The 25,812-nt window shown below is 73.9% G+C and carries 23 protein-coding genes; 13 read left to right on the top strand and 10 right to left on the bottom strand.

Translation table 11 applies throughout. The features are described 5' to 3' along the window. Window positions 1-14: 14 nt before the first annotated feature. From GH723_RS12345 to GH723_RS12330, 4 genes are read left to right on the top strand one after another with little or no spacing between them, the layout of a single operon-like run. Window positions 15-1,121, top strand: a complete 1,107-nt coding sequence (locus tag GH723_RS12345; RefSeq protein WP_153759931.1) for a glycosyltransferase family 4 protein — start codon at window positions 15-17, stop codon at window positions 1,119-1,121. Then, window positions 1,118-2,275 carry a glycosyltransferase family 4 protein gene (locus tag GH723_RS12340; RefSeq protein ID WP_195210274.1) on the top strand — a complete coding sequence of 386 codons (1,158 nt, stop codon included), beginning with the start codon at window positions 1,118-1,120 and terminating at the stop codon, window positions 2,273-2,275. The genes GH723_RS12345 and GH723_RS12340 overlap by 4 nt, the downstream gene beginning before the upstream one ends. A 35-nt stretch (window positions 2,276-2,310) precedes the next feature. Beyond that, window positions 2,311-3,315 (top strand): sugar phosphate nucleotidyltransferase, encoded by a 1,005-nt coding sequence (locus GH723_RS12335; RefSeq protein ID WP_153759929.1) that lies wholly within the window; start codon window positions 2,311-2,313, stop codon window positions 3,313-3,315. After that, complete coding sequence (locus GH723_RS12330; RefSeq protein WP_153759928.1) at window positions 3,312-4,199, top strand: NAD-dependent epimerase/dehydratase family protein; 888 nt, start codon at window positions 3,312-3,314, stop codon at window positions 4,197-4,199. Before GH723_RS12335 ends, GH723_RS12330 begins: the two co-directional genes overlap by 4 nt. Here the strand turns inward: GH723_RS12330 and GH723_RS12325 are convergent. From GH723_RS12325 to gmd, 5 genes are all read right to left on the bottom strand, one after another. Further along, on the bottom strand, window positions 4,174-4,692 hold the full coding sequence (locus GH723_RS12325) for a GNAT family N-acetyltransferase (protein ID WP_229022810.1): 519 nt from the start codon (window positions 4,690-4,692) through the stop codon (window positions 4,174-4,176). The genes GH723_RS12330 and GH723_RS12325 overlap by 26 nt on opposite strands. Window positions 4,693-4,726: 34 nt before the next feature. Further along, window positions 4,727-7,198, bottom strand: a complete 2,472-nt coding sequence (locus GH723_RS12320; RefSeq protein WP_153759927.1) for a spermidine synthase family protein — start codon at window positions 7,196-7,198, stop codon at window positions 4,727-4,729. 73 nt (window positions 7,199-7,271) lie between these two features. Then, window positions 7,272-7,988, bottom strand: coding sequence for a coenzyme F420-0:L-glutamate ligase (gene cofE, locus GH723_RS12315; protein WP_153759926.1), 717 nt, complete (start codon window positions 7,986-7,988; stop codon window positions 7,272-7,274). Beyond that, window positions 7,985-8,923: a 2-phospho-L-lactate transferase gene (gene cofD / locus GH723_RS12310; RefSeq protein ID WP_153759925.1), complete on the bottom strand. Its 939-nt coding sequence runs from the start codon at window positions 8,921-8,923 to the stop codon at window positions 7,985-7,987. Before cofD ends, cofE begins: the two co-directional genes overlap by 4 nt. Beyond that, the gene (gmd, locus tag GH723_RS12305) at window positions 8,920-9,900 is read right to left on the bottom strand and encodes a GDP-mannose 4,6-dehydratase (protein WP_153759924.1); all 981 of its coding nucleotides are present in this window, start codon (window positions 9,898-9,900) and stop codon (window positions 8,920-8,922) included. Before gmd ends, cofD begins: the two co-directional genes overlap by 4 nt. Window positions 9,901-9,953: 53 nt before the next feature. On the opposite strand from gmd, the gene GH723_RS12300 reads away from it, so the two are divergent. Beyond that, the gene (locus tag GH723_RS12300; protein WP_153759923.1) at window positions 9,954-10,430 is read left to right on the top strand and encodes a helix-turn-helix domain-containing protein; all 477 of its coding nucleotides are present in this window, start codon (window positions 9,954-9,956) and stop codon (window positions 10,428-10,430) included. A gap of 10 nt (window positions 10,431-10,440) precedes the next feature. On the opposite strand, the gene GH723_RS12295 is transcribed toward GH723_RS12300, so the two are convergent. From GH723_RS12295 to GH723_RS12285, 3 genes are all read right to left on the bottom strand, one after another. Further along, complete coding sequence (locus tag GH723_RS12295) at window positions 10,441-11,346, bottom strand: GDP-mannose 4,6-dehydratase (RefSeq protein WP_153759922.1); 906 nt, start codon at window positions 11,344-11,346, stop codon at window positions 10,441-10,443. Between the two features lie 67 nt (window positions 11,347-11,413). Further along, the gene (locus GH723_RS12290) at window positions 11,414-12,526 is read right to left on the bottom strand and encodes a glycosyltransferase family 4 protein (RefSeq protein ID WP_153759921.1); all 1,113 of its coding nucleotides are present in this window, start codon (window positions 12,524-12,526) and stop codon (window positions 11,414-11,416) included. Next, window positions 12,523-12,762, bottom strand: a complete 240-nt coding sequence (locus GH723_RS12285; protein ID WP_153759920.1) for a hypothetical protein — start codon at window positions 12,760-12,762, stop codon at window positions 12,523-12,525. The genes GH723_RS12290 and GH723_RS12285 overlap by 4 nt, the downstream gene beginning before the upstream one ends. A 62-nt stretch (window positions 12,763-12,824) precedes the next feature. Here GH723_RS12285 and GH723_RS12280 point away from each other — a divergent pair, with 62 nt between their 5' ends. After that, window positions 12,825-16,172 carry a glycosyltransferase family 2 protein gene (locus GH723_RS12280; RefSeq protein ID WP_195210273.1) on the top strand — a complete coding sequence of 1,116 codons (3,348 nt, stop codon included), beginning with the start codon at window positions 12,825-12,827 and terminating at the stop codon, window positions 16,170-16,172. Then, window positions 16,169-17,797 (top strand): DUF5719 family protein, encoded by a 1,629-nt coding sequence (locus GH723_RS12275; protein WP_153759918.1) that lies wholly within the window; start codon window positions 16,169-16,171, stop codon window positions 17,795-17,797. Before GH723_RS12280 ends, GH723_RS12275 begins: the two co-directional genes overlap by 4 nt. 23 nt (window positions 17,798-17,820) lie before the next feature. Here GH723_RS12275 and GH723_RS12270 read toward each other — a convergent pair whose 3' ends face one another. Then, window positions 17,821-18,465 carry a dihydrofolate reductase family protein gene (locus GH723_RS12270; protein WP_153759917.1) on the bottom strand — a complete coding sequence of 215 codons (645 nt, stop codon included), beginning with the start codon at window positions 18,463-18,465 and terminating at the stop codon, window positions 17,821-17,823. Between the two features lie 145 nt (window positions 18,466-18,610). On the opposite strand from GH723_RS12270, the gene GH723_RS12265 reads away from it, so the two are divergent. Then, the gene (locus GH723_RS12265) at window positions 18,611-19,078 is read left to right on the top strand and encodes a thioredoxin domain-containing protein (RefSeq protein ID WP_153759916.1); all 468 of its coding nucleotides are present in this window, start codon (window positions 18,611-18,613) and stop codon (window positions 19,076-19,078) included. A 34-nt stretch (window positions 19,079-19,112) separates the two neighbouring features. Here the strand turns inward: GH723_RS12265 and ftsH are convergent, their stop codons facing one another. Continuing rightward, complete coding sequence (gene ftsH / locus GH723_RS12260) at window positions 19,113-21,152, bottom strand: ATP-dependent zinc metalloprotease FtsH (protein WP_153759915.1); 2,040 nt, start codon at window positions 21,150-21,152, stop codon at window positions 19,113-19,115. Window positions 21,153-21,209: 57 nt separating this feature from the next. On the opposite strand from ftsH, the gene GH723_RS12255 reads away from it, so the two are divergent. The 5 genes from GH723_RS12255 (at window position 21,210) to GH723_RS12235 (ending at window position 25,802) form a co-directional block, all read left to right on the top strand. After that, on the top strand, window positions 21,210-21,443 hold the full coding sequence (locus tag GH723_RS12255; RefSeq protein ID WP_195210272.1) for a DUF3499 family protein: 234 nt from the start codon (window positions 21,210-21,212) through the stop codon (window positions 21,441-21,443). A 5-nt stretch (window positions 21,444-21,448) separates the two neighbouring features. Beyond that, complete coding sequence (locus tag GH723_RS12250; RefSeq protein WP_153759913.1) at window positions 21,449-22,195, top strand: type II CAAX endopeptidase family protein; 747 nt, start codon at window positions 21,449-21,451, stop codon at window positions 22,193-22,195. Between the two features lie 95 nt (window positions 22,196-22,290). Continuing rightward, window positions 22,291-22,488 carry a hypothetical protein gene (locus GH723_RS12245; protein ID WP_153759912.1) on the top strand — a complete coding sequence of 66 codons (198 nt, stop codon included), beginning with the start codon at window positions 22,291-22,293 and terminating at the stop codon, window positions 22,486-22,488. 39 nt (window positions 22,489-22,527) lie between these two features. Next, on the top strand, window positions 22,528-24,984 hold the full coding sequence (locus GH723_RS12240; protein ID WP_153759911.1) for a 6-pyruvoyl-tetrahydropterin synthase-related protein: 2,457 nt from the start codon (window positions 22,528-22,530) through the stop codon (window positions 24,982-24,984). Next, window positions 24,981-25,802 carry a glycosyltransferase gene (locus GH723_RS12235; protein WP_153759910.1) on the top strand — a complete coding sequence of 274 codons (822 nt, stop codon included), beginning with the start codon at window positions 24,981-24,983 and terminating at the stop codon, window positions 25,800-25,802. Before GH723_RS12240 ends, GH723_RS12235 begins: the two co-directional genes overlap by 4 nt. Window positions 25,803-25,812: the final 10 nt, after the last annotated feature.

Genomic DNA, 25,812 nt, shown 5'->3' with positions numbered 1-25,812 from the left:
GAGACTCGCCGGCGATGAGGGTGGCCGTGACCCTGGAGCAGTGCTGGCACCGCGTGCCGGGCGGAACCGCTCGGGCGGCGATCGAGCAGGTCCGCGCCGTCGCAGCGCGTGGCGACGTCGACCAGGTCGGCGTGTCGGCTCGGCACCGCGAGGGGCCCGAGGAGGCCTGGGTGCCGCCGATCGAGGTGCGCCAGCTCCCGCTGCCGCGGCTCGCGCTGTACGAGTCGTGGCACCACCTGGGGCGACCGCCGGTCGAGCGGGCCACCGGTCCTGTCGACGTGGTCCACGCCACCGGCGTCGCCGTCCCGCCTCGCACCGCCCCGCTGGTCGTCACCGTGCACGACCTCGCGGTGCTCCACGACCCCGACCAGTTCACCCGCCGGGGTGTGAGCTTCATGCGCAAGGCCATCGAGCTGACAGCAGCGCGCGCCGACCTGGTGCTGTGCTCCAGCCGTGCCACGCTCGACGACTGCCGCGTGCAGGGCTTCCCCTCCGAGCGGCTGCGGCTGGTCCCGCTCGGCGTCGCCGCCGAGGAGGCCACCGCCGACGAGGTCGCACGCGTCCGGCAGTCGTACGGCCTCACCGGCCGCTACGTGCTGTTCGTGGGCACCATCGAGCCTCGGAAGAACCTGCGCGGACTGCTCGACGCGTTCCGCCGGGTCACGAGCACGCCGGAGCTCGCCGACGTCACCCTCGCCCTCGTCGGCCCTCCCGGGTGGGGCGAGGACCTGGCACCACGCGTGGCCGCCCTCGGCGATCGCTGCCGGACGCTCGGCTTCGTGCCCACCGACGACCTGCGCGCCCTCCACGCCGGCGCCGACGCCTTCTGCTACCCGTCGCTCCTCGAGGGGTTCGGCCTGCCGGTCCTCGAGGCGATGGTGCAGGGGACCCCGGTGGTCACGTCGGCAGGCACCGCCACCGAGGAGCTGGTCGAGGGCGGCGCCGGGCTGGCCGTCCCGCCCCGGGACCCGGCGGCCATCGCCGCGGCACTCGTCGAGGTGCTGACCGACGAGGACGTCGCGCGGTCCCTCGGGGAGGCCGGCCGCCGTCGGTCCCAGCAGTACACGTGGGCGCGCACGGCGGAGCTGGTCGTGGACGCGTACCGGGACGCTGCGGGGTGAGCGCCAGGGTCGGCGTGAACCTCCTGTGGCTCGTCCCCGGCGTGGTTGGGGGCTCGGAGACATCCACGACCACGTTCCTCGAGGCACTCGCGTCGGCCACTCCCGACGACCTCGACCACGTCCTCTACGTGCTGCAGCCCCTCGTCGACGCCTACCCGGAGGTCGTGGCGGCCGTGGAGCACCGCGTCCTCCCTCTGTCGGGCCGGGTGAAGGGCGCGCGGGTGCTCGCCGAGCAGACCTGGCTCGAACTGCAGGCCCGACGCGACGGGGTGGCCCTCGTCCACCACATGGGCGGGACGATGCCGCTCGTCGGCGGGCCGCCGGCCCTGCTCTCGATCCACGACCTGCAGCCGTTCGACCACCCCGAGCGCTTCCACCCCGCGAAGCGTGCGTGGCTGTCGCTCGCCGTGCCTCGGGCGGTGCGACGGGCCCGGCTCGTCGTCACGCCGAGCGAGTGGGTGCGGGGCACCGTGATCGACCGCTTCGGCGTGTCGCCCGAGCGGGTGGTGAGCGTGCCGCACGGCATGCCCCCCATGGACGAGGGCACGCCGGAGGACGCCCTCCGCGAGCGCTACGGGCTCGCCGGCCCCCTGGTCGTGTACCCGGCGATCACCTATCCCCACAAGGACCACGTCACCCTGGTCCGGGCGTTCGCCGCGGTGGCCGCCCGCCACCCCGACGCCGAACTGGTCCTGCCCGGCGGCGAGGCCGGCGCCGAGGAGGACGTCCGGGCGGCGATCGCCGCCTCGGGATCGGCGGCGCGCATCCGCCGGCTCGGTCGTGTGCCGCGCGCCGACGTCGTGGGCTTGATCGACGCCGCCGCGGTCGTGGCCGTCCCGTCCCGCTACGAGGGGTTCGGGATCCCGGCGCTCGAGGCGATGGCCCGGGGCCGTGCGCTGGTCGCGGCGGACGCCACGGCGCTGCCCGAGGTGGTCGGCGACGGCGGCGTCCTCGCCGCGCCGGGCGACGTGGGGGCGTGGGCCGCGGCGCTCGACCGCTTGCTGTCGGACCCCGCCGAGCGTGACGCCCTCGGCCGGCGCGGTCGTGCCGTCGCGGCCTCGTTCTCGCCCGAGCGGAACCTCGCCTCCACGCTGGCGGTGCAGCGCCGGGCACTGGGGCTCGCGCCCGCGGGTGGCGCGACCGGCCCGGAGTAGGGTGGCGGCCCTATGTCGACAGGTCTGGACGCCCGATGAACGCCGTCATCCTGGTCGGAGGCTTCGGCACCCGGCTGCGGCCGCTGACGCTCACGACGCCGAAGCAGATGCTGCCGGTCGCCGGACCCACGATGATCGAGCGGGTGATCGCCCACCTGGCCCAGCACGGCGTCGATCGCGCGGTCCTCGCCCTCGGCTACCGGCCCGACGTCTTCCGCGACGCCTTCCCCGACGGCCGCTGCCACGGGGTCGAGCTGGTGTACGCGGTCGAGCCGGAGCCCCTCGACACCGGCGGCGCCGTCGGGTTCGCGGCCCGGGAGGCCAGCATCGACGAGACGTTCGTCGTCGTGAACGGCGACGTCCTCACCGACCTCGACGTCACCGAGCTCGTGTCGTTCCACCGCAGCACCGGGGCCGAGGGCACGATCGCCCTCACGCCCGTCGACGACCCGTCCCGCTACGGCGTGGTGCCGATCGACGGCGACGGTCGGGTCACCGCCTTCATCGAGAAGCCGCCAGCCGACGAGGCCCCGAGCAACTGGATCAACGCCGGGACCTACGTGCTCGAACCATCGGTGCTCGACCGCATCGCCGTCGGGCGCAAGGTCTCGATCGAGCGCGAGGTGTTCCCGGCGATGGTCGCCGACGGGCGGCTCTTCGCGCTCGAGCGCGAGGGCCGCTGGGTCGACGCCGGCACGCCGACCGCCTACATCGACGCCAGCCTCTCGTTCCTGGACGGCTCGGCGGGCTCGGAGCCCGCGGTCGCCGCCGGTGCCGAGGTCGATCCGGGCGCCAGCGTTCGGCGCTCTTGGATCGGTCCGGGCGCCTCGGTCGCGGCCGGCGCGGTCGTCGAGGACGCGCTCGTCCTGCCCGGTGCGACGATCGGTGCCGGTGCCGTCGTGCGCCGCTCGATCGTCGGCACGCGCGCCGTCGTCGGCGAGGGCGCGCAGGTCGTCGACGTCAGCGTCCTCGGGGAGGACGTCGAGGTCGCCGCCGGGGCCACCCTGAGCGACGCCCGGGTGCCCGCCGAGGCGGAGTGAGGGCGCTCGTCACCGGCGGCGCGGGCTTCATCGGCTCGACGCTCGTCGACCGCCTCCTCGCCGAGGGCCACGAGGTCGACGTCGTCGACGACCTGTCGACCGGCTCCCTGGCCAACCTCGCCGACGCGCGTGCGGCCCGGACGGGCCGCCTGCACATCCACCAGCTCGACGTCAGGGACCCGTCGCTCGGCGACCTCGTCGCCCGGGTCGCGCCCACCGTCGTCTTCCACCTCGCCACCCGTGACGGCGCCACCGTCGTCGAGGACGCGGAGGTCACCGTGGTCGGCGGCGTCCGCCTCGTCGAGGCGGCCCGCGCGGCGGGCGCCCAGAAGGTGGTCGTCGCCTCGACCGCAGCGATCTACCGGCCGCCGGAGCCGTCCGAGCTGCCGATCCGCGAGTCGCACCCCCAGCAGCCCGTCGATCCGCACGGCGTGGCCGCCACGTCGCTCGTCGCGTACCTCACGGCGTACCGCGAGCTGCACGAGCTCGAGTTCACCGCGCTGGCCCTGTCCCACGTGTACGGCCCCCGGGCGCGGTCCGGTCCGGTCGCCGCCGAGATCGCCGGGGACGACGTCGCGGTGCCGTCGAGCACCGACCTCGTCTTCGTCGACGACGCGGTCGACGCGTTCGTCCGCGCCGCCACCCGCGGGAGCGGTCTGGTCGTCAACGTCGGCAGCGGGCGAGAGACCACGACCGCCGAGCTGCGCGACGCGGTCGCGTCGGCCACGGGACGGGCGCCACGCCGCCGCCGTCCGCGCCCGCGCGTCGGGCAACCGGACCGCCTCGCCCTCGACATCGGCAGGGCCCGCATCCACCTCGGTTGGTCGCCCTGGACCTCGCTCGAGGAGGGCGTCCGGCTCACGGTGGCGGCACAGGGGGCGTGAGCCAGGGGCCGGTCGAGGCCACCATGGTCCACGCCCCGTCCGCGTCGCCGACCACCTCGAAGCCCAGGGATGCGTAGAGGCGCGCTGCAGGGTTGTCGTGCTCGACGCTCAGCGAGAGGCGCTCGACGCCACGTGACGCGGCGGCCGCGAGGAGAGCGGTGACGAGAGCCCGGCCGATCCTTGCGCCCCGGCGGCCCGGGACGACGGCGACGGCCAGCTCGGGCACGTCGGTGCCGACGAACCCGTAGCCAGGGTCGTCGGCGCGGAAGGCGCGGCACCACGCCGCGCCGACGGCGGTGCCGTCGTCGTCCTCGGCCACCACGCCCACGTCGTCCGGTCGGGGCCACCCCTCCACGTAGTGGGCGAGCGCCGGATCGGCCAGCACGGCGGCGACGTCTCGGGCCGGAGCGCCGGGGCGCCAGTCGGCCGCCAGCACGAGCATGCGGGCGATCAGCGCCCCGTCGTCGGCGGTGGCGGGGCGGACGGTGACCACGACGCCAGTGTGGCCGGGCCCGTGCTCGGAGCGGCTACCCGACCCCCACCGGCTCCAGCTCGTCCGCCAGCGGCTCGTCGGGGTCGTCCGAGCCGAGCGCCGGATCGGGCTCCGGTCGCAGGAGGCTGTACAGCACGGCGAGGGCGATGCAGTAGACGCCGAGCGAGATGAACATGACGATGCGGAACCCGAAGACCATGCCGAGGATGGTGCTGAGCACCGAGCCGATGACCGAGGCGAAGCCGTTGACCGCCCAGCCCCAGGCGACGTACTCGTTCGAGTGGTTGGTGAGCCGGGCCACGGCCCCGATGCCGAGCGGCATGAACATGCCGAGGCACATGCCGAGCGGCGCGAGCAGGACGAACACCAGGCCCAGACGGGCGGCGAGCGGCCAGTCGAGCGTGCCGTCGGTCAGCGGGCCGAGCCCGAACTGGAAGAACGCGGTGAGCAGCACGATCGCGGCGAGCAGGACCGGGACGACGCGCTCGCGCACCGGCTCGATGCGACCGCTCAGGTAGGCGCCGACGCCGGTGAACACGAGGATCGACGCCAGGGTGACCGTCAGCGAGTAGGTCGGGTAGCCGAGGTACAGCGTGAGGCGCTGGATCAGGACGATCTCGAAGAAGATGAAGCCCAGGCCGAGGCAGGCGAAGTACGCGGCGGACGAGGCCTTGCGGGGCAGGGCGCGCCACGTCTGGCGGATCGTGAGGAACGGCAGGAGCAGGAACACGCTCGCCAGCACGACGGCGACGACCAGCAGCAGGAGCAACACGCGCTCGCCGACGGCGTTCTCCTTGTCCTCCCGGGTGATGGGCTCGCCCATGTCCTCGACGACGTCACCGAAGCCGTGGAAGTGCCAGAAGAACGGCCCGTCGTCGGTGATGGGGCGCACGTCGGAGCTGCGGCCGTCGAACCACGCCTCGAGCTCGGCCTCCGGGGTCGTCAGCATCTCGTCGATCGGGTTGGGGTCGACCGTCCGCCCGGGTGCGTAGCGCAGGGCACCACCGTCGATGGCGTCGAGCCCCTCGACGACCCGGTCGATCTCCTCGTCGGTGAACGGCGTGGCCTTGATGAGCACCGTCGACAGGGAGGCCCCGCCGAACACGGTGGGTGCGGTCGTGACCACGAAGTGGTCGGTCGGGTCGTCGACACCGACCTCTGCCAGCGCCTCCCGGGCCGTCGCGATGTACCGGGCGGTGCGGTTCGGGGCCTCGTCGAAGTCGAACTCGCCGTAGTGCCAGGCGATGAGCCCGTCCGGGGTCAGGTGCGAGAGGCTCTCCTCGATCGCCTCCTGCGTGTAGAGGTAGCTCTCCGACAGGACGAAGGCCCCGACGCTCGAGGCGTTGGCCGAGTAGCTGTCGGGGGCGGGGAACCAGATGAGGTCGTAGTCCTTGTCGCTCCGTGCCAGGTAGGAGCGGCCCTCGCCCTGCACGTAGTTGACGCTCTCGTGGTCGGCGATGTTGCCGACGTAGTCGGCGAAGCGGTCGGTGACGAGGTCGTAGGTGACCGGGTTCAGCTCGACGGCGTCGATGTGCCGCGAGCCGAAGTACAGCGACGCCAGGATCTCGTTGCCGCCGGCGGCGCCGACGATGAGGACGTCGTCGGGCGACGCCTCCATGGCGGCGAACGGCAGCGACCGCTCGTCGCTGTCGTAGCGGGTGAGGGTCGTGAGGTCGCCGTCGAACTCGTGGATCGCCGAGCCGACGAGGCCGTCGTGGTAGAGCCAGCGGAAGTCGCCGAACGGGTCGCTCACGTCGACCCGGAACAGCGCGCTCCACGCCGAGAAGACGGACCCCTCGTTGACGTACGGCTTGGTGGAGTCGGTGCGGGGCTCGGGCAGGACGCCGGGGAACACGGCGGCGGCGCCGAGCACCACGACCAGCCCTGCCGCGGCGGGACGGAGCCGGGAGCGCTCGCCGATGGCGAGCCGCAGGGCCACGACCGCCAGCACCAGTCCCGCCAGCATGATCGCCGTGACCGGGCCGGCCCAGTTGAGCAGGAAGACGACGATGGCACAGGCGAGGCCGGCACCGACCAGGTCGGCGAAGTACAGCCGCCCGACCTCGTCGGACCCGCGGGAGAGCAGGAGGGCGATCACCACGCCGATCGGGAGGAACGCCGCGAACAGGGCCAGGCAGATGAGCAGCAGGCGCGCCACGTTCAGCAGCGTCGGTCCCGCCTCGTACTCCCAGATGGCGAGGGTGTCGATCGGCGTGAGGGCCACGGTCACGTAGCCGACCAGCACCGACACCGCGCCCACGAGGGCGCTCCACATGACGATCGCGCCGGTCTCGGCCCGGCGCAGCCGACCCGACACGGCCATCAGCACACCGCCGCACCCGGTGCCGAGCAGGGCCAGCCCGATGATCAGGTACGTGTAGTAGTAGAAGAGCTTGAACGAGATGACCCGCGTGTAGGCGATCTCCATCAGGAGCGCGGCGAAGCTCACGAGCAGGATCTCGGGGAGGTAGCTGCGACGGGTCGCGTCACCTCGAACGTCGGTCATGCAACAGCCCTCTCTCGGCGGACGGCGCCGAAATGTAGTCGGGATGGCGGGAGCGGCCCGGGATGGACGGTCCCTACCGGAAGAGGTCCTCGGTGGGGTGGCGGACGATCTCGTCGTGGACGTTGCCGTCACCGAGCCACTTGGGGTCGATCCCCCTCACGACGGCCGCTGCGATGCCGGTGGCCTTGCCCATCACCATGTCGGCGGCACCGGCGATCTCGTCGACGACGCACACCTCGGTCACCTGGAGCACGCGTCCGCGCGAGTCCTCGGTGCCCCGGAGGTCGACGATCCCTCTGATGCCCGCGCAGCCGATCGCCACGTCGGTGAGGCCGCGACGCCAGACCCGTCCGAACGTGTCGGAGACGACCACGGCCACCTCGACGCCGGCGCGAGCGCGGATGCCGTCGCGCAGCCGCCGGGCCGAGCGGTCGGAGTCCTCGGGCAGGAGCGCGGCGTAGCCGACGTCGATGTTCGACAGGTCGATCCCGGCGTTGGCGCAGATGAAGCCGTGCTTGGTCTCGCTGATGACGAGGTCGCCTCGTCGACGCAGGACCCGCACCGACTCCTGCTCGACGAGCGGCTTGTGGGAGAGCGGATCGGACGGGTCGACGGCGACGAGCATCCCCTCGGCCTTCGAGACCACCTTCTGGGTGACGACGACGACGTCGCCGTCGGCGAGCGCCGTCGTCGGGTCGGCCGCAGCCGCGGCCGCGATCATCCCCGCGAGGTCGTCGCCGGGACGGACCTCCGGGACGCCCTCGATGCCGAACACCTCGAGGCGGCTCATCGTCCGACCTGCACGGCGTCGAGGACGGTGCGGGCCAGCCGGGCGGACACCTCGGGATCGGACATGACGGTGTCGGTCACCACGGCGCGCACCCCCTCGGCCTCGACCGCCGCCTGGAGGTCGCGGTCGCGCTCGTCGACGACGAGCACCGCCGCCAGGTCCTTGTAGAGGCGCGCCACGCCGGTGGCGGAGGCGTCGTGGCCGAGCTCGCGGAGCATGCGGTCGGCGGGGCCCTTCAACGCCGCGCCGCCCACGATGGGGGAGATCGCGACCGTCCGCCCTCGCACCGCCTCGATCGCCTCGCGCACGCCGGGAACCGCGAGCAGCGGCCCGATCGACACGAGGGGGTTCGAGGGAGCGACGACGACGACATCGGCGGACCCGATGGCGTCGAGCACGCCCGGGGCCGGCCGGGCCGACGACGCGCCGGCGACGCGGACGGCCGTCACCTCGACGTCGTGCCGCCGCCGGACGAAGTACTCCTGGAACCCGATCTCGCCCTCGTCGACCACGGTGACCATGGTGCGCAGCTCGTCCTCGGTGACCGGCAGCAGCCGCAGGGTGAGCCCCCACGCCCGGGCGATCTCCCCCGTCACCTCGGCCAGGCCGGCGCCGTCGCGCAGCCGCTGGGTGCGGTGGAGGTGCGTCGCCAGGTCGCGGTCGCCGAGGTTGAACCAGTCGATGCCGCCGTAGCGCCGGAGCCCGTCCATCGCCTGCCACGTCTCGCCGGCGAGGCCCCAGCCTCGCTCGGGGTCGATCGCGCCGGCCAGCGTGTAGGTGATGGTGTCGAGGTCCGGGCTGATGTGGAGCCCGTGGAGCACGACGTCGTCGCCGGTGTTGGCGACGACGGTGATCGACGTCGGGTCGACGACCTGGACGAGCCCTCGCAGGAAGCGGGCCGCACCCACACCGCCCGCCAGGACCGTGACGTTCACGAGATCTCGCGGAGCTTGCCGGACAGCAGGTCGATGTCGGCGTCGACCATGGTGGTGACCAGGTCCTCGAAGCTCGTCCCGGGGATCCAGCCGAGCTTCTCGCGCGCCTTGGTCGGGTCGCCGATCAGCAGGTCGACCTCGGCGGGGCGCATGAAGCGCTCGTCGACGGTGACGTACTGCTCGTAGTCCAGGCCGACGTGGCCGAACGCCACCTCGCAGAACTCCCGGACCGAGTGGGTGCGGCCGGTCGAGATGACGTAGTCGTCCGGCTCCTCCTGCTGGAGCATCAGCCACATCGCCTCGACGTAGTCGCCGGCGTAGCCCCAGTCCCGCTGGGCGTCGAGGTTGCCGAGCGCCAGGGTGTCGAGCTGGCCGAGCTTGATCTGGGCCACGGCGTGGGTGATCTTCCGGGTGACGAACTCCAGGCCGCGCCTGGGGCTCTCGTGGTTGAACAGGATCCCCGAGCTGGCGTGGATCTGGTAGCTCTCCCGGTAGTTGATCGTGATCCAGTGCCCGTACAGCTTGGCCACCCCGTAGGGGCTGCGCGGGTAGAAGGGCGTCGACTCCTTCTGGGGGACCTCCTGGACCTTCCCGAACATCTCGCTCGTGCTCGCCTGGTAGAAGCGGATCTCGGGATCGACGATGCGGATGGCGTCGAGCAGCCGGGTCACGCCGAGGCCGGTGATCTCCCCGGTCAGGACGGGCTGGCCGAAGGACGTCTGCACGAACGACTGGGCGGCGAGGTTGTAGACCTCGTGGGGGCGGTGCTCCCGCAGGATGTTGATGAGCGAGACCTCGTCGAGCAGGTCGCCGGGCACGGTCGTGACCTGGTCCTGGATGTGCGCGATGCGCTCGAAGTTCACGGTGCTCGACCGCCGGACCATGCCGACCACCTCGTAGCCCTTGTCGAGCAGGAGCTCCGCCAGGTAGGAGCCGTCCTGGCCGGTGATGCCGGTGATGAGCGCGCGGGTCGTCATGTCCGCATGTCTACGCTCTCCATCGCCGTCCGTCTGCCAAGTGGGTTCCCACGATGTCCAGATTCCTCGACGAGCCGCTCGGGCGTCGCCTGGCGCGCCTCCGGGTGGCGCGCGGGCACACCCAGCAGTCCGTCGCCGAGCGCCTCGGCCTCTCCCGCAACGCCGTGAGCCACCTGGAGACCGGCCTGTCGCACCCGAGCGAGCGCACCGTCGTGCTCCTCGCCGGCCTGTTCGGCATCGAGCCCCACGACCTGGTCGCGGGCACCGACTACCCGCCGGCCAAGGTCGACCGGCTCCCTGCGGTCGCCCCTCGCCACACCGAGGTGGCCGCGCGCCTGCTCGCCCTCGACCTCGAGCTGCGCTGGGTGGACGCCCTCCCGCCGGCCTCCCGCGCCGACGCGCTCACCACGATCCTCGCCGAGCTCGACGACCTCGGCGTGCGCGGCGTGGTCGACGAGCGTGCGGCGCTCGACCGTGCCCGTGCCGCGGTGTCCCGCCGCCTGCGGGAGGTCGGCTCGGCGTCGGCCTGAGAGCAGCGGGTCAGGGCGCGGCGACGGTGGCGCGCACCACGTCGAGGAGGTCGCCGAGGGTCTCCTCGAGCGGGATCGTGGGCTCCCAACCCGTGTCGGCCCGGATCTTGGAGCGGTCGCCGCGCGACACCGGCAGGTCGACCACCCGCTGGAGCGCGGGGTCGACGGCAAGGCGCAGCGGCCGGTCGGCCAACCCGACGAGGGTCTCGGCCAGGTCGGAGATCGCGACGTCCCGACCCGAGCACACGTTGTAGACCTCGCCGGCGGGCGCCCTGGTCATGAGGAGGCGGTAGGCGCGGGCGACGTCGCGCACGTCGGTGAAGTCCCGTCGCGGCGTGAGGTTCCCGACCTCGATCTCGTCGCTGCCCTCGCGCTCGGCCCGGGCGATGCGGTGGGCGATCGCGCCGGCCACGAACCGCTCGGACTGGCCCGGGCCCAGGTGGTTGAAAGCACGCACGCGCACCGTCTCGAGGCCGTGGCCGTCCCAGGCCTGGAGGGCCAGGTGCTCGGCGGCGACCTTGCTGACGCCGTAGGGCGACACCGGGCGGAGGGGATCGGCCTCCGTCAGGGGCATGCGGTCCTCGGGCACGATGCCGTACACCTCGGCCGAGCCGATGACGAGCACGCGCCGCACGCCGGTGGCCCGCGCCGCTTCGAGGAGGTGGAGGGTGCCGGTGGCGTTGGCGGTGAAGGTGCCGACCGGGTCCTCCCAGGAGGCGCCCACGTCGGCGATGCCGCCGAGGTGGTAGACGACCTCGGGGCGCACCTCCTCCAGCCGGCGGTGCACGGCCGCGGCGTCGGTCAGGTCCGTGCCCTCGGCGCGGTCGAGCCCGGCGACCTCGTCGCCGTGCGCCTCGAGGTGCTCCCGGAGGTACGTCCCCGCGAAGCCGGACGAACCGGTGACGAGGGCCTTCATCGGGGCGGGGCCGGGGTGCGCACTCCGCCGAGTGTAGGAGGGCCCTGACGACGGGCCGGGACGGCGGTCACCGCGCCGACGCGGCCCGGCGGTAGAGCTCGGAGAGCCCCTCCGCGCAGGCCGCCCACGTGTACGACGCGGCGCGCTCCAGGCCGGCGGCGCGCCGGCGTGCCCGCTCGTCCTCGTCGTCGAGGAGCACCGCGATGGCCCCGGCCAGGTCGTCGGGGTCACCGGCGGGCACGAACGCCGCGGCGTCGCCGAGCACCTCGGGGAGCGGGCCGACGGCGGTGGTGACCACGGGCGTCCCGACCGACATCGCCTCGAGGGGCGGCAGGCCGAACCCCTCGTAGCGCGACGGGTAGGCGAGGACGGTGGCGGCCCGGAGGAGGGCGGCGCGCTGGAGGTCGTCGACCCACCCGAGGCGCACGATGCGGGCGCGATGGGGCGAGCGCGCCACCCGCGCCGTCAGCTGGTCGGCGGCCCACCCGTCCGGCCCGGCGAGCACGAGCCGCAGCTCGTGGTCGTCGGCGGCGAGGGCGTCGAAGGCGTCGACGAGGCCGGGCAGGTCCTTGCGCGGCTCGACGGTGCCCACCGCGAGGACGAAGCGGTCGCCCCCGGCCAGGGCCCGGCCGTCGGCGACCTCGGCCTCGGGCACGGGGGAGACGCCGAGAGGGACGGTGACGACGCGCTCGGGGTCGGCGCCGAAGACGTCGACGATCTCCTCGGCGCCGAACCGGGTGTCGGCGTGCACCCACGCGCCGCGTGCGAGTGCCCAGCGGATGAGGCCCGGGTACTCGAGCGTGTGGCGCGTGGACATCTCGGGGTGGTGGTGGAAGGTGAGGTCGTGGATGCTCACGACCTGGGCGGCCCGGCGGGTGGGGGGCACGACGAAGTTCGTGCCGTGGACGACGTCGATCGCGCCCGTCCACCACTCGATCGGGGGCCGGTCCCCGCGGCGCCACAGCTCGCGGAGGGGGCGGGCGGCCTGCGGCCGACGGGCGACGCGCACGCCCGGGGGCACGGTCGTCCCGAGGAGGTGGCGGCCGCGCCAGCTCGTCGCGTAGGCGAGGACGTCGACACCGGTGGCGGGGAGGTGGCGGAGCACCTCGAGGGTGAAGACGCCGACACCGGTGCGCGCGCCGAGCAACGGCGTGGCGTCGAGGGCGACCCGGAGGGTCACGCGTCGGGACGCTGGCGCTCCCGCGCCTGCTCGGCCCGCGCCGCCAGGTCGCGGCGCAGCGACTGCAGCCGGTTGACGCCGAGGACCCCGAGGCCGACCATCGTCTCGGCGACCTCCGTGGCCCCGCGCCCGAGGCGTTCGAGGGCGTCGGCGACGACCTCCTCGGCCCGAGGCCCGGCATCCGGGGGAGGGGGCGGAGCGGTGCGCTCGGCGTCGTCGTGCTGGTCGTCGTCCACGTGCCCAATGTTACGGACGGATGACGGGTGTGGCACTCGGCAGGCGGTACCCTCGATCGATCGTGGATGCCGTGGACGACCAGCCGGGGGCGAGCCCCGCGCCCCCTGACGCCGCGGCACCCACCCGTGACCGAGGGGGTGCCCCGACGGCGCCGCCCGTGACGCTCCTGATGGTGGCGCACGAGCCCGGGGCGTGGTTCGACGACGTCCTCGGCGCCGTGGCGGCGCTCGAGTACCCGGCGCTCGACGTCGTGGTGGTCGACGCCGCCAGCGACGAGCCGGTTGCACCGCGCGTGGCGGCGACCCTTCCGACGGCGCGCACGCTGCGGCTCGAGGAGAACCCGGGCTTCGGGCGGGCGATCGACGCGGCCCGGTCCCAGGTCGACGTCGGGCCGCTCGTGATCCTGGCCCACGACGACGTCCTGCCGGACCCCGGTGCCGTGCGCGCCCTCGTCGAGGAGGCCTTCCGCTCCAACGCCGCCGTGGTCGGCCCGAAGATGACCCGGTGGGACGACCCCGCACGCCTCCTCGCGGCCGGCGAGGGGGCCGACAAGTTCGGCTACCCGGTCCCGACGGTCGAGCGGGGCGAGCTCGACCAGGAGCAGCACGACGCCGTCCGCGACGTGTTCACCGTCCCCGACGGCTTCACGCTGGTGCGCGCCGACCTGCTCGACGCCATCGGCGGCTTCGACCCCGACGGCTCCTGGTTCGGCGACGACCTCGACCTGTGCTGGAGGGCGCACGTGGCCGGCGGGCGCGTGCTCGTCGCCCCCGCGGCGCGGGTGCGGCACCTCGAGGCCCTCGGCGAGCGGCGGCCCGTCGACGACCGTCGCCGGCTCCAGTTCCGCCACCGCCTCCGAGCGATGCTCGGGGCCTACCGTCCGCTGAGTCTCGTGCGGATCGTCCCGCAGCTGCTCGTCGTCCACCTGGGGGAGGTGCTCTTCGCCCTCGTGACGGGCCGGCCGGGACAGGCTCGCGACGTCGCCAGCGCCTGGACCTGGAACCTCCGACGCCTCGGCAGCCTCCGGCAGCGTCGGCGCGCCCTCCAGTCCGTGCGTCGGGTCCCCGACGCCGAGATCCGATCCCTCCAGGTGGGCGGCAGCGCCCGCATCGCCGCGTTCCTCCGCGGGCAGCTGGCGGTCGGGGAGGACCCCTTCGGGTCGGCGGCCACCATCGGTCGGCGCCTCGTCGACACCGTCGCCGGCCCGGGACGGCGCAGCGCCCTCGTGGCGTGGCTCGCCGTGGTCCTCGTGCTCGTGGTGGGGAGCCGCCACCTGCTCGCCCGACCCATCCCCGCGATCGGCGAGCTGGTGCCGTTCCCGGAGCAGATCCGGCCGATCCTCGACGAGTGGTGGTCGAGCTGGCGGCGCGCCGGCACGGGCTCGGAGGGCTTCGCTGCGTCGGGGTACCTGCTCCTCGCGGCCGGCAACGCGCTCCTGCTCGGTGCCGCGGGGCTGCTGCGCACGATCCTCGTCCTCGGCATGCTGCCGCTCGGCCTCCTCGGAGTGTGGCGCCTTCTCGCGCCGGCGCACTCGGTGCGCGCGTCGATCTCGGGGCTGTTCGCCTACCTCGCCATCCCGATCGGCTACGACTCGCTCGCCACCGGCTCCTGGAGCGGACTGCTGGCCTACGGCCTCGTGCCGTGGGTGTTCGCCCGCCTGCTGCGGGCGTCCGGCGACGCCCCGTTCGGGGCGCCGGACCCGCCCGCGGGACCGCGGGTCGACGTGCCGCCGCTGTGGCGCCAGACCCTCGTCCTCGGCGTCCTCGTCGCCCTCCCGGCCGCCGTCGACCCGATCTGGGCGGCGCTCCCGCTGGCCCTCGTCGTGGCCGCGCTGCCCGGATCCCTCGTCGCCGGCCGCCTCCGCGGGCTGCTGCGCATGGGGGTGACCGCGCTCGGCGCCGGGGTCGTCGCCGTCGCCCTCCACCTCCCGTGGGCGCTCGAGCTGGCGTCGCCCGACGCCGCCTGGTCGACCTTCGTCGGCGGGCGCGACGCCGAGGTCCCGCACGTCCCGATCTCCCAGCTGCTGCGCTTCGACACCGGCCCGATCGGGTCCTCGTTGCTCACCGTCGCCGTGCTCGTCGCCGCGGCCTACGTGCTGCTCGTCGGGCGCGGGTGGCGCCTGGCGTGGGCGGCGCGCGCCTGGTCGGTCGCGCTCGTCGGGTGGGGCCTCCTCTGGGCGGCCGGCATGGGGTGGGTCCCTGTCGCCCTGCCGCCTGCGGAGCTGCTGCTCGCACCGGCTGCGGTCGGGATGGCGCTGGCCACGGGCCTCGGTGCCGCCGCCTTCGACCTCGACGTCCGTCGCCGTGGGTTCTCCTGGCGCCAGCTCGCCAGCCTCGCCGCGGGCGTGGCGCTGCTCCTCGCGGCGCTGCCCGTCGTCGCCGGTGCGGTCGGGGGCCGCTGGCTCATGCCCCGCGCCGACCACCACGAGGCGCTCGAGTTCCTCGACGAGGCCGCGGCGGCCAGCGACCAGCGCGTCGTCTGGTTCGGGCACCCGGAGGTGCTGCCGGTCACCGGGTGGCCGCTCGTCGACGGGGTGAGCTACGCCACGACCCTCGACGGCACGCCCGTCGCCCAAGACCTGTGGCCCGGGCACCCCGAGGACGACGACGCACCGCTGCGCTCGTCGATCGACCTCGCCCTCGACGGTCGCACCTCGCGCCTCGGTCGCCTGCTTGCACCGATGGGCGTGGAGTACGTCGTGGTCGTCCACCGGGCCGCACCCGCTCCCTACGGCGGGGCCTCCCGCCCGGCGCCGCCGGCGCTCACCGCGGCGCTCGACGAGCAGCTCGATCTCGAGCGTCTCGACGTCAACCCTGCGGTCACGGTGTACCGCAACGCCTCCTGGAGCCCACGGGTCGCGGTCCACCCGGCGGGCACCGTCGCCGAGGCCGAGAGCCTGCTGCCCGACGGGGCCCGGCTCGCGGCCACCACCGACCTCGCGGCGACGGCCGAGCCGCTCGAGGAGCACGGCCCGGCGAGCGCGTCGGCCGACCTGCCCGAGGGGGTCGAGGTCCTGGTCGGGTCGACGCCCACCGACGGGTGGCAGGTGGAGGTCGACGGAGCCGACCTCCCGGTCCGCCGCGGGTTCGGCTGGGCGCCGCTCGTGCCGATCGACACGTCGGGTGAGGTCGAGGTCGGCTGGGCCACGGCGACGTCGCACCGCCTCGTGCTCGTCGCCCAGCTCGCGATCGTCGCGCTCGTCGCCGTCGTCATGTACCTGACGCGGGCCGAGGCGCGGGAGCAGCGGCGGCCCGGCCGGACCGATCGGCGACGTCAGGTCGCCGACCGGCCCCCTGCCCGCCGACGCGCTCGGCGTGACGACGGCGCCCGTCGCCGTGCCGCGTCGCCCGCCCCGCCGCCCCCTGCCGCCGACGAGGCCGTCCCCCGCCGCCGGAGGCGCACGCGATGACCCGAGCCCGCATCCCCGTCATCCTCTTCGTCCTCGGGTCGCTCGTCGCCGCGGTCCTCCTCGATCGCTCGTCCGCGCCCGACGACCCCACGCCCCCCGAGCCTCGTGGGATCCTCGCCCGGACCGAGCCGGTGGTGGCGCCCGACGAGGTGCTCGGTTCGACCTGGTACTGCGCGGCCGGGTCCGCGGGCGACATCGGCGAGATCCCACCGCCCGTCGCCGTCGACCCCGTCGACGGCGAGCCGGCCGAGGGCGAGACCGCCGACGGTGAGGCCGCCGAGGGCGAGGAGGGCGGCGAGACCGCCGAGGGCGGCGAGGCCGCCGAGGCCGCCGAGGGCGAGACGATCGTGGTCGGCCCCATCGTCGCCGAGCACACCGTCGTCATCGCGAACCTCGCCGACCAGGATCGCGTGGCCCAGGTCTCGATCCACCCCGGCACCGACGAGCCGGTGGAGCTCGAGGTCGACCTCCCGGCGGCCTCGGTCGAGCGCGTCGCGCTGGCCGACCACGTCGACGCCCCGGCCGCCGCTGCGATGGTGGAGGTGCCGGGGGGTGGCGTGGCTGTCACCCACGTGATCGAGGGCGAGCACGGCACCGACTCCGGCACCTGCGCCGCGGCGTCGTCCGACGAGTGGCACTTCGCGTGGGGCGACACGTCGAGGGACGCTCGGTCGTTCGTCGCCCTGTTCAACCCCTTCCCGCGCGACGCGGTCGTCGACATGTCGTTCGTCACGGTCGACGGGGTCCGCGAGCCGCGTGCCCTCACCGGCCTCGTCGTCCCGGGCGAGGGCGTCGTCCTCGCCGACGTCGGCGCCGAGGTCCGGCGGCGGGACCACGTCTCGACGACGGTGCGGGCGCGGGCGGGTCGGGTGGTCGCGGAGCGGCTCCAGAGCTTCGACGACAGCGACGGTCGCCGCGGCACGACCGTCGACCTCGGGGTGACCGAGCCCCAGGAGGTGTGGGTCCACACCTACGGTCGGGTGGGTCCCGACGTCGACCAGCGCCTCACCGTCTACAACCCCACGGACGCCCCGGCCGAGGTCGACGTCGAGGTGGCCCTCGCCGAGGACCTCGCCGGCGGCGTGGCGCCGTTCGAGCTCACCGTCCGCCCCCAGGGGTTCGTCACCATCGATCTGGCGGGGGAGGACCGCATCCTCGACGCCGTGGGTCAGGACGACGCCGAGCTGACGCTCACCGTTCGGTCGCTCAACGGGGTTCCGGTCGTGAGCGACCTTCGGACCGAGCTCGACGGGATGGCGGTGTCGCACGGCCGCAGCTCGGCGGCCACGACGCAGGTGCTCGTCGATCCGCTCGGGCCCGACGCGGAGGGGCGCCTCCGCGTCCTCGACCTCGGCGGCGACGATGCCAACGAGGTCGAGATCACCGTCGTGCGCAACGGCCGCCGCACCGAGCTCGACACGATCGAACTGGCACCGGCCGGTCGGGCGGTCGTCGACCTCGACCCCGACGACGTCGGGTCGGGCCCCGCCGCGATCCTCGTCACCTCGTCCTCGCCGGTGCTGGTCGAGCTCGTCAACCGCTTCGACGAGCCCTCGGACCTCGGGGTCCGCGCCGCGATCCCGTTCGACCGCTCGGTCACGCCGATCCCCGTCCTCGCGGGCTGACCCGCCGCACTCCCTCGGCGGCGCTACCGGCGCCAGAAGATGTGGTGCGTCACCCCGCTGGAGCTCGGCACGGCCTCGTGGTGGAACCGGTCGGTCAGCTCGTCCGGAGACTCCCAGAGGCGCTCGCCCCGGCCGAGCTCGAGGGGAGCGACGGCGATGTGCATGGTGTCGACGAGGTCGGCCTCGAGGAACTCCCGGATCGTCGTGACCCCACCGCCGAGCCGCACGTCCTTGCCGTGCGCGGCTGCCTTCGCCTGCTCGAGCGCCTCGGCCGGGGTGGCATCGAGGAAGTGGAACGTGGTGTCGGCCAGGGTGAAGCTCGGCCGCGGGTGGTGCGTCAGGACGAAGACCGGCGTGTGGAAGGGCGGGACGTCGCCCCACCAGCCCGTCCAGTCGTGGTCCTCCCACGGTCCGCGCTGTGGTCCGAACTTGTTGCGACCCATGATCTCGGCGCCGATGTTGTTCGAGAAGTCCCGCGTGAAGTAGTCGTCGAGCCCTCGGGTGCCCCCGGGTTCGGTGCGGTTGGGCCAGCTCGCGGTGGCGCCCGCCCAGGCCATCAGCTCCATCGGGTTGGCGTGGCCGAAGGGGCGCTCGAGGGTCTGGCCCTCACCGGCACCGAAGCCGTCGGCCGTCAGGCCGAAGTTCTGCACCTTCAAGAGCTGCGTCATCGTGGTTCGTGGTCCTTCCGTGGTGGATGCGGTCGGCCGTGCCTCTGCTCGTGCCGGTCTCGGTGTGGTCCCGCGCCGAGGTGATGACGAGAGACGGCGCCCCATCTCATCGGCACCGGGGTCGTGCTCTGGCAGACTCGGTCGCATGGAGCGCCTCCTCCTCGCGGTCGTCCTCGTCGCCGTCGCCGGCGTGATCGCCTGGTTCATCCAACGCCGCCAGCCCGACGTGCCGTCCTCGCCCCCGGAGTACAGCGTCCCCACCCAGCTCGACCGGGCGGACTTCACCCGCCCGGAGGCGCCCTGGCTGGTCGCGGTGTTCACGTCGGCCACCTGCGACGTGTGCCGGGGCACCTGGGAGAAGGCGCAGATCCTCGAGAGCGACGACGTCGCCGTGCAGGAGATCGAGGTGGCGGCCGAGCCGGAGCTCCACCGCCGCTACCAGATCGACGGCGTGCCGCTCGTCGTCATCGCCGACGCGGAGGGGACGGTCCGCAACGGCTTCGTGGGCCCACCGACCGCGACCGACCTGTGGGCCACCGTGGCCGAGATCCGCGACCCGGGGTCCGTGCCTCCGGGCTGCGACCACGGCCAGCCGGTCGACCCGACCTCCTAGGAGGCGGTGCCGGGGTCGCGGCCGGACGGCTCGGTCAGGACTCGGGCTGGGGCCAGGTGCTGGGACGGGGCTCGGTGACCTGCGGCTCCTCGGCGGGGACGCCGGAGCGCACGCGGTCGACGAGGTCACGGACCTCGGCCGAGCGGGACTCGCCCGTGTCGGGCAGCCGGCCGGCGCCGACCGCGATCAGGCGGACCACCTCGTCACCGTCGATCGTCTCGTGCTCGAGCAGGGCCTGGGCCACGAGGTCGAGGCCCTTGCGGTTCTCGACGAGCAGCTCGCGGCACCGGGTCTCCTGCTCGCGCAGGATCCGCTCGACCTCCTCGTCGATCACCCGTGCGGTGTCGTCGCTGTAGTCGCGCGTGTGCATGAGGTCGTCGCCGAGGAAGACCTGGCCCTGGGAGCCCCAGGCCATCGGGCCGACCCGCTCGCTCATGCCCCACTCGCGGACCATCTTGCGGGCCAGCTCGGTGGCGCCGACCAGGTCGTTGTTCGCGCCGGTGGAGGCGATCCCGTAGACGATCTCCTCGGCGACCCGGCCGCCCATGCGGACGACGAGGCTGTCCTCGATGTAGTCCTGGCGGTAGAGGTGCCGCTCGGAGGTCGGCAGCTGGTGGGTGACGCCGAGCGCCATCCCCGAGGGGATGATCGTGACCTTGTGCACCGGGTCGGCGTGGGGGAGGACGGCGGCGCAGACGGCGTGGCCGCCCTCGTGGTAGGCGATCGCCTCCTTCTCCTCGTCGGAGAGGGCGAGCGTGTCGCGCATCTGCCCCATGAGGATGCGGTCGCGCGCGGCCTCGAAGTGCTCCTTGTGGATGGCGTCCTCGCCGGCGCGCACCGCGAAGAGCGCGGCCTCGTTGACGAGGTTGGCGAGGTCGGCGCCGCTCATGCCGGGCGTGCCCCGGGCGACGACGTCGAGGTCGACGTCGGGGGCCACCCGCTTGTGGCGCACGTGCACGTCGAGGATCTCGCGCCGGTCCTCGAGGCTCGGCAGGGGCACGACGACCTGGCGGTCGAAGCGCCCGGGGCGCAGGAGGGCGGGGTCGAGGATGTCGGGCCGGTTGGTGGCGGCCATCATCACGATGCCCTCGGCCGGCTCGAAGCCGTCCATCTCGGAGAGCATCTGGTTGAGCGTCTGCTCGCGCTCGTCGTGGCCGCCGCCGAGGCCGGCGCCGCGCTTGCGGCCGATCGAGTCGATCTCGTCGACGAAGATGATCGCCCGGCCCATCTTGCGGGCCGACTCGAACAGGTCGCGCACCCGGCTGGCGCCGACGCCCACGAACATCTCCATGAAGTCCGAGCCGCTCACCGACAGGAACGGCACGCCGGCCTCGCCGGCGACGGCACGGGCGATCAGCGTCTTGCCGGTGCCGGGAGGGCCCACGAGCAGGATGCCCTTCGGGATGCGGGCGCCGATCTCGCCGAACTTCTGCGGGGTCTTCAGGAAGTCGATGACCTCGGTGACCTCCTGCTTCACCCCGGCGTAGCCGGCGACGTCGGCGAAGGTGGTGCCGGGGCGCTCGGAGCTGTACGTCTTGGCCTTGGAGCGGCCGATCGACATGATGCCGCCGACCTGGCCCTGCGCCCGGCGGGAGAGCCACACGAAGGCACCGATGAACAGGGCGATGATGAGGATCGTCGGCAGCAGCTGGACGAAGAGGTTGGGCTGGGGGGTGTCGAAGGTGAGCCGGGTGTTGGCGTCGATCAGCTCGCGGTCGGACTCGGCGAGCTCGAGCGGACCCGTGGTCCGGTACTCGCCCCGGTCCTCGTCGGCGAACTCGCCGGAGATGTTGCCGTTGTTGTTGTTGACCTCGGCGGTCTCGACGTTGCCGGCCTCGACCTCCTGGAGGAACTCGGTGAAGGTGATCGACTCGGCGTCGCTGCTCGGCGAGAGCAGCGGCCACGCGATGACGAGGAGCAGGACGACGCCGAGCATGCCGAGCGCCCAGCGGGGCATCCGCAGGTCGCTGCCGGGGGAGGGGCGCTCGCCGGAGCCTCGACCGCCGGAACCGGAGCCGGGGCGCCGCGGCGGCGGGGGCGGGGGAGGGGTCGGCGCCTTCGAGCTCGGGGTCATGGGCCCATGCTAGGAGGTGTCCACCAGGAAGCCGATGGCGGGGGGTACCGTGCCGCCATGCGACGCTCCTGCTCCCGGCCCGCGTGCGGCGGGGTCCCCACCGCCACGCTGGCCTACGACTACGCGGGGCGCACCGTGTGGGTCGACCCGCTCGCCGAGGAGCCCCACCCGATGACGCACGACCTGTGCGCCCGCCACGCCGACCGCCTGTCGGTCCCGAACGGCTGGGTGCTCCACGACCGGCGGGACGAGGCGACGCTCCTGTCGCTGCCGGTCGCCCGCGCCAGCTGACCCCGGTGCTCCGCGACTGGCTCGAGCCGGACCCCGACCTCGAGGAGGCCCACCGGGAGCCGACGGGGTGGGGTCCGCGCGAGGCGCTGCTCGCCCTCGTCGTCGCCCAGATCGCGGCGATGGTCGGGTCCCTCGTCATCTTCAACGCCGCGGGCTACTCGTCGGTCGAGGAGTGGGCGGACGCGCCGCTGTGGGTGCAGCTGCTCACCCAGATCCCCCTGTGGGCGGGCTACGCCGGGGTCACCCTGTGGGTCGTCACCCGGGTCGGGCGGGGGCCCGAGCTCGACCTCGGGTGGCGCTTCCGGCGGCGCGACGTCCCCTACGGCCTCACGCTCGGCGTGCTCCTCCAGATCGTCGCGGTGCCCGTGCTCTACGTCCCGATCCTCCTGCTGTTCCCCGACCAGGACGTCTCGGAGGCCGCCCGCGACCTCACGGATCGGGCGACCGAGCCGGCCAGCGTCATCGCCCTGCTGCTCGTCGTGGTGGTCGGCGCACCGATCGTCGAGGAGCTGTTCTTCCGCGGGTTGCTGCTGCGCTCGGTGGCCCGTCGGTGGGGCACCGCCGCTGGCCTCGTGCTGTCCACCGCCGTGTTCGGACTCGTCCACCTCCAGCTCCTCCAGCTGCCGGCGCTCCTGCTGTTCGGCGGCGTCGCGGCCTGGCTCACCGTGCGCTCCGGCCGCCTCGGCCCTGCGGTGTGGACCCACGTCGGGTTCAACGCGGTGACGGTCCTCCTGCTCCTCTTCGTCGAGTGACGCCTGACCGGCTCATCGTCTGGCGGGTCCCGCCGATGGGTACGGGTGGAGCGTCGCCGGTGGCTCGCGGTCGCCGGCTCCGATCGGAGGTCGACATGAGCGAGCACAGGTGCCCGGAGTGCGGCGGGCCGATGATCGAGATCGAGGTCGCGAACGGCGACGCCCCGCTCGTCATGCGCTCGTGCTCGGCGTGCGACGCCCGCCAGTGGAGCTCCGCCGGCCAGGGGATCGACCTGCGCGCCGCGCTCCGCGAGCTGTCGGACACCGGCGGCAAGCAGACCCGGAAGGGCTGACACCGGCCGCTCGTGCGAGGGTGCCACGATGGGCGCCCCATGTCGCTGCCCGATCCGCCGCTGTGGCCCGCACCTCCGGACCACCCGGACGCTGACCACGAGACCACGCCGCCCGCCCGCCCCGACGAGCACGTCGTCGACGAGGACCGCACGCTCCACGCCTGGGTGACCTTCGGCGTCGTCGCCGCGTGCGTGGTCTTCACGTTCATGCAGCTCCAGCCGAGCCTGATCCTCCGCGACACGCTCCCGAACGGCGGGGACATGGGAGCGCACGTGTGGACGCCGGCGTTCCTGCGGGACCACCTCCTGCCCGACTGGCGGCTCACGGGCTGGACGAACGACTGGTACGCCGGCTTCCCGGTGCTGCGCTTCTACATGGTCCCGCCGATGCTGGCGATCGTCGTGCTCGACCTCGTCCTCCCGTACGGGGTGGCGTTCAAGCTCGTCGCCGTCTCGGGGGCCCTGGCGCTTCCCGTCGCCGCGTGGGCGTTCGGCCGCCTCGCCGGCCTGGCCTTCCCCGCCCCGCCGCTGCTGGCGGTGGCCGCCGTGGCGTTCCTCTTCCACCGCGACTACTCGATCTACGGCGGCAACCTGCCCTCGACGCTCGCAGGCGAGTTCGCCTTCACCATCTCGCTGTGCCTGGCTCTGGTGTACCTGGGGCTGGTCGCCAACGGCCTGCGCACCGGGCGCCATCGGGCCTGGGCGGCGGTGGTCGTCGCCCTCTGCGCCCTCACCCACGTCATCCCGCTGATCTTCGCCGTCGTCGGGGCGTTCGTCCTCCTCGCCGTCCATCCCACCCGTCGCGGCCTGGCGTGGCTGGCGACGAGCGCGCCGGTCGGCGCCCTCCTCGCCATGTGGTGGCTCCTGCCGTTCTGGTGGCAGCGCTCGCACCTGAACGACATGGGCTGGGAGAAGACGCTGCCCCCGGCATCGGCGGGGTGGACCGAGCGGGTCGGCTTCTGGATCACGTTCATCCTCCCCGACGAGCAGCGCTGGCTCCTCGACCTCCCGCTGGTCGGTCCGCCGCTGCGCCTCGACCTGGTGATCCTCGTCCTCGCCGCGGCGGTCGTGCTGGTGGCGGGCCGCCAGCGCATCGGCCTGGCGCTGGTGACCCTCCTGTGCATCGGGTCGGTGGCGGTCGTGCTCGTCCCCCAGGGTCGGCTGTGGAACGCCCGGCTCACGCCGTTCACCCACCTGCTCGCCTACCTGATCGTCGCCCTCGCGGTGGCGCTCGTCGTGCGGCGCGCCGCCGCGATGGTGCCTCTCCGGTTCCGCGACCCACTGAGGGTGGGAGGCGCGCTCGCCGCGGTCCTCGCCGCTGCCGTCGTGGTGGCCCTGCCGCTCCACCAGCTCCCCGGAGGACGCACCGGTTCCGACGGCGTCTACCGCTGGATGGGGTTGGAGAGCGCCGAGAAGAGCTACATCCCCGGCTGGGCGCGCTGGAACTTCACGGGCTACCAGGGCAAGGAGGCCTGGCCGGAGTTCGAGGACGTCCTGCTCACGATGGAGGGCGTCGGCGACGACCACGGCTGCGGGCGGGCGATGTGGGAGTACGACCGCGAGCTCGACCGCTACGGCACCCCGATGGCGATGATGCTGCTGCCGCACTTCACCGACGGGTGCATCGCGTCGATGGAGGGCCTGTACTTCGAGTCGGCGACGATGACGCCGTTCCACTTCCTGAACCAGTCGGTCCTCTCCACCGCGCCGTCACGGGCCCAGCGCGGCCTCCCGTACCGCGACAGCGACATCGACCTCGGTGTCGGGCAGCTCCAGATGATGGGCGTCCGCTACTACCTCGCCCTCTCGCAGGAGATGATCGATGCCGCCTCGCGACACCCGGACCTGACCGAGCTCGCCCGCTCCGGCCCGTGGGTGGTCTACGAGGTCGCCGACGCGCCGCTCGTCGAGTCCCTCACCCACCTGCCGGCGGTGCTCGCCGACCCGCCCCGCTCGAACGAGGACTGGATCGAGGCCACCGAGGACTGGTTCCAGGCGCCGATCGCGTGGGACCTGCACCTCGCGGCCGACGGCCCCGAGTCGTGGCCGCGCGCCGCCTCGTACGGGGAGGCGACGCGCGTCCCCGTCGAGCCGGTGGAGGTGAGCGACGTCGTGCTCGAGGACGACCGCATCTCCTTCCGGGTGTCGGAGCCCGGCGTCCCGGTCCTGGTCAAGGTGTCCCACTTCCCGAACTGGGAGGCCGACGGCGCCGACGGGCCCTGGCGGGTGTCGCCCAGCTTCATGGTCGTCGTCCCGACCGACGAGGAGGTCACCCTGCGCTACGGGACGCACCCCGTCGAGCTCGGGGGCTGGCTGCTGACCCTCGTCGGCGTCGCCGGCGTGGTGCTGCTCGTCCGGTGGGGTCGGCTCGGAACCGACGAGCCCGCGGAAGCCGACGAACCCGAGGCGCCCGACGTCGAGCACGGTGACGACGAGGGACGCGACGAGACGACGTTGGATGCGCCCTCCCGGGGTCGGCCAGACTCGCCCACGTGACCCCACCCCGTGACGCGGGCATCGCATCCCGACCCGCGCACCGCGCCGACCCGCCCGGCGACCGCCGGCTCAGCGTGGTCGTCCCGGCCTACCACGAGGCGGCGGTGATCGGCCGCACGGTCGAGAGGCTGCGCGCCGGGCTCCGGGACCTCGACCCCGACGTCGAGATCGTGGTGGTCGACGACGGGTCGTCGGACGGGACCGCCGCCGCGGCCCGGGACGCGGGTGCGGACGTGGTGATCGAGCAGCCCGCGAACCGCGGGAAGGGTGCCGCGGTGCGCGCCGGCGTCCTCGCAGCTCACGGCCGCACCGTGGTGTTCACCGACGCCGACCTCGCCTACTCAGCCGACCAGGTCGCGGCCATCGCGCAGCGCGTCGAGTCCGGTTGGGACGTCGCGGTCGGCAGCCGCCACACCACTGGCGCCGTCGTCGGCGTGCAGACCACGCGGCTCCGCCGGATCGGGGGGTGGTTCGTGAACCGGGTCGTGCGGATCGTGGTCGGCGACCACGCGGACACCCAGTGCGGGCTCAAGGCGTTCCGCTCCGACGTCGCCCGGGTCCTCTTCTCCGAGTCCCGCATCGCCGGGTTCGGGTTCGACGTCGAGATCATCGCCCTCGCCGAGCGCCACCACCTGTCGCTCACGGCGATGCCGGTGCGCGTGGTGAACTCGCCGACCTCGACGGTCCGGGTCGTGCGGGACGGGTTGCGCCTGATGGCCGACCTCGCCCGCATCGCCTGGTGGCTGCGGACGAACGCCTACTCACCACCCGGCGCCCACGACCTGCCGCCCGCCGGCGGCGCGCGGCCCGAGGGCTAGGTTGGCGGCC

It is taken from the genome of Actinomarinicola tropica, assembly GCF_009650215.1.
GTDB classification, from domain to species: domain Bacteria; phylum Actinomycetota; class Acidimicrobiia; order Acidimicrobiales; family SKKL01; genus Actinomarinicola; species Actinomarinicola tropica.
The sequence above is the reverse complement of the archived record's forward strand: the minus strand, read 5'-3'. Positions and strand labels throughout refer to the sequence as shown.

Excerpts from the sequence above, each read along its gene's own strand:
- GH723_RS12345 (WP_153759931.1), top strand. The coding sequence starts at position 15 with ATGAGGGTGGCCGTGACCCTGGAGCAGTGCTGGCACCGCGTGCCGGGC.
- GH723_RS12335 (WP_153759929.1), top strand. The coding sequence starts at position 2,311 with ATGAACGCCGTCATCCTGGTCGGAGGCTTCGGCACCCGGCTGCGGCCG.
- GH723_RS12320 (WP_153759927.1), bottom strand. The coding sequence starts at position 7,198 with ATGACCGACGTTCGAGGTGACGCGACCCGTCGCAGCTACCTCCCCGAG.
- cofE (WP_153759926.1), bottom strand. The coding sequence starts at position 7,988 with ATGAGCCGCCTCGAGGTGTTCGGCATCGAGGGCGTCCCGGAGGTCCGT.
- gmd (WP_153759924.1), bottom strand. The coding sequence starts at position 9,900 with ATGACGACCCGCGCGCTCATCACCGGCATCACCGGCCAGGACGGCTCC.
- GH723_RS12300 (WP_153759923.1), top strand. The coding sequence starts at position 9,954 with ATGTCCAGATTCCTCGACGAGCCGCTCGGGCGTCGCCTGGCGCGCCTC.
- GH723_RS12295 (WP_153759922.1), bottom strand. The coding sequence starts at position 11,346 with ATGAAGGCCCTCGTCACCGGTTCGTCCGGCTTCGCGGGGACGTACCTC.
- GH723_RS12275 (WP_153759918.1), top strand. The coding sequence starts at position 16,169 with ATGACCCGAGCCCGCATCCCCGTCATCCTCTTCGTCCTCGGGTCGCTC.
- GH723_RS12270 (WP_153759917.1), bottom strand. The coding sequence starts at position 18,465 with ATGACGCAGCTCTTGAAGGTGCAGAACTTCGGCCTGACGGCCGACGGC.
- GH723_RS12265 (WP_153759916.1), top strand. The coding sequence starts at position 18,611 with ATGGAGCGCCTCCTCCTCGCGGTCGTCCTCGTCGCCGTCGCCGGCGTG.
- ftsH (WP_153759915.1), bottom strand. The coding sequence starts at position 21,152 with ATGACCCCGAGCTCGAAGGCGCCGACCCCTCCCCCGCCCCCGCCGCCG.
- GH723_RS12255 (WP_195210272.1), top strand. The coding sequence starts at position 21,210 with ATGCGACGCTCCTGCTCCCGGCCCGCGTGCGGCGGGGTCCCCACCGCC.
- GH723_RS12245 (WP_153759912.1), top strand. The coding sequence starts at position 22,291 with ATGAGCGAGCACAGGTGCCCGGAGTGCGGCGGGCCGATGATCGAGATC.
- GH723_RS12240 (WP_153759911.1), top strand. The coding sequence starts at position 22,528 with ATGTCGCTGCCCGATCCGCCGCTGTGGCCCGCACCTCCGGACCACCCG.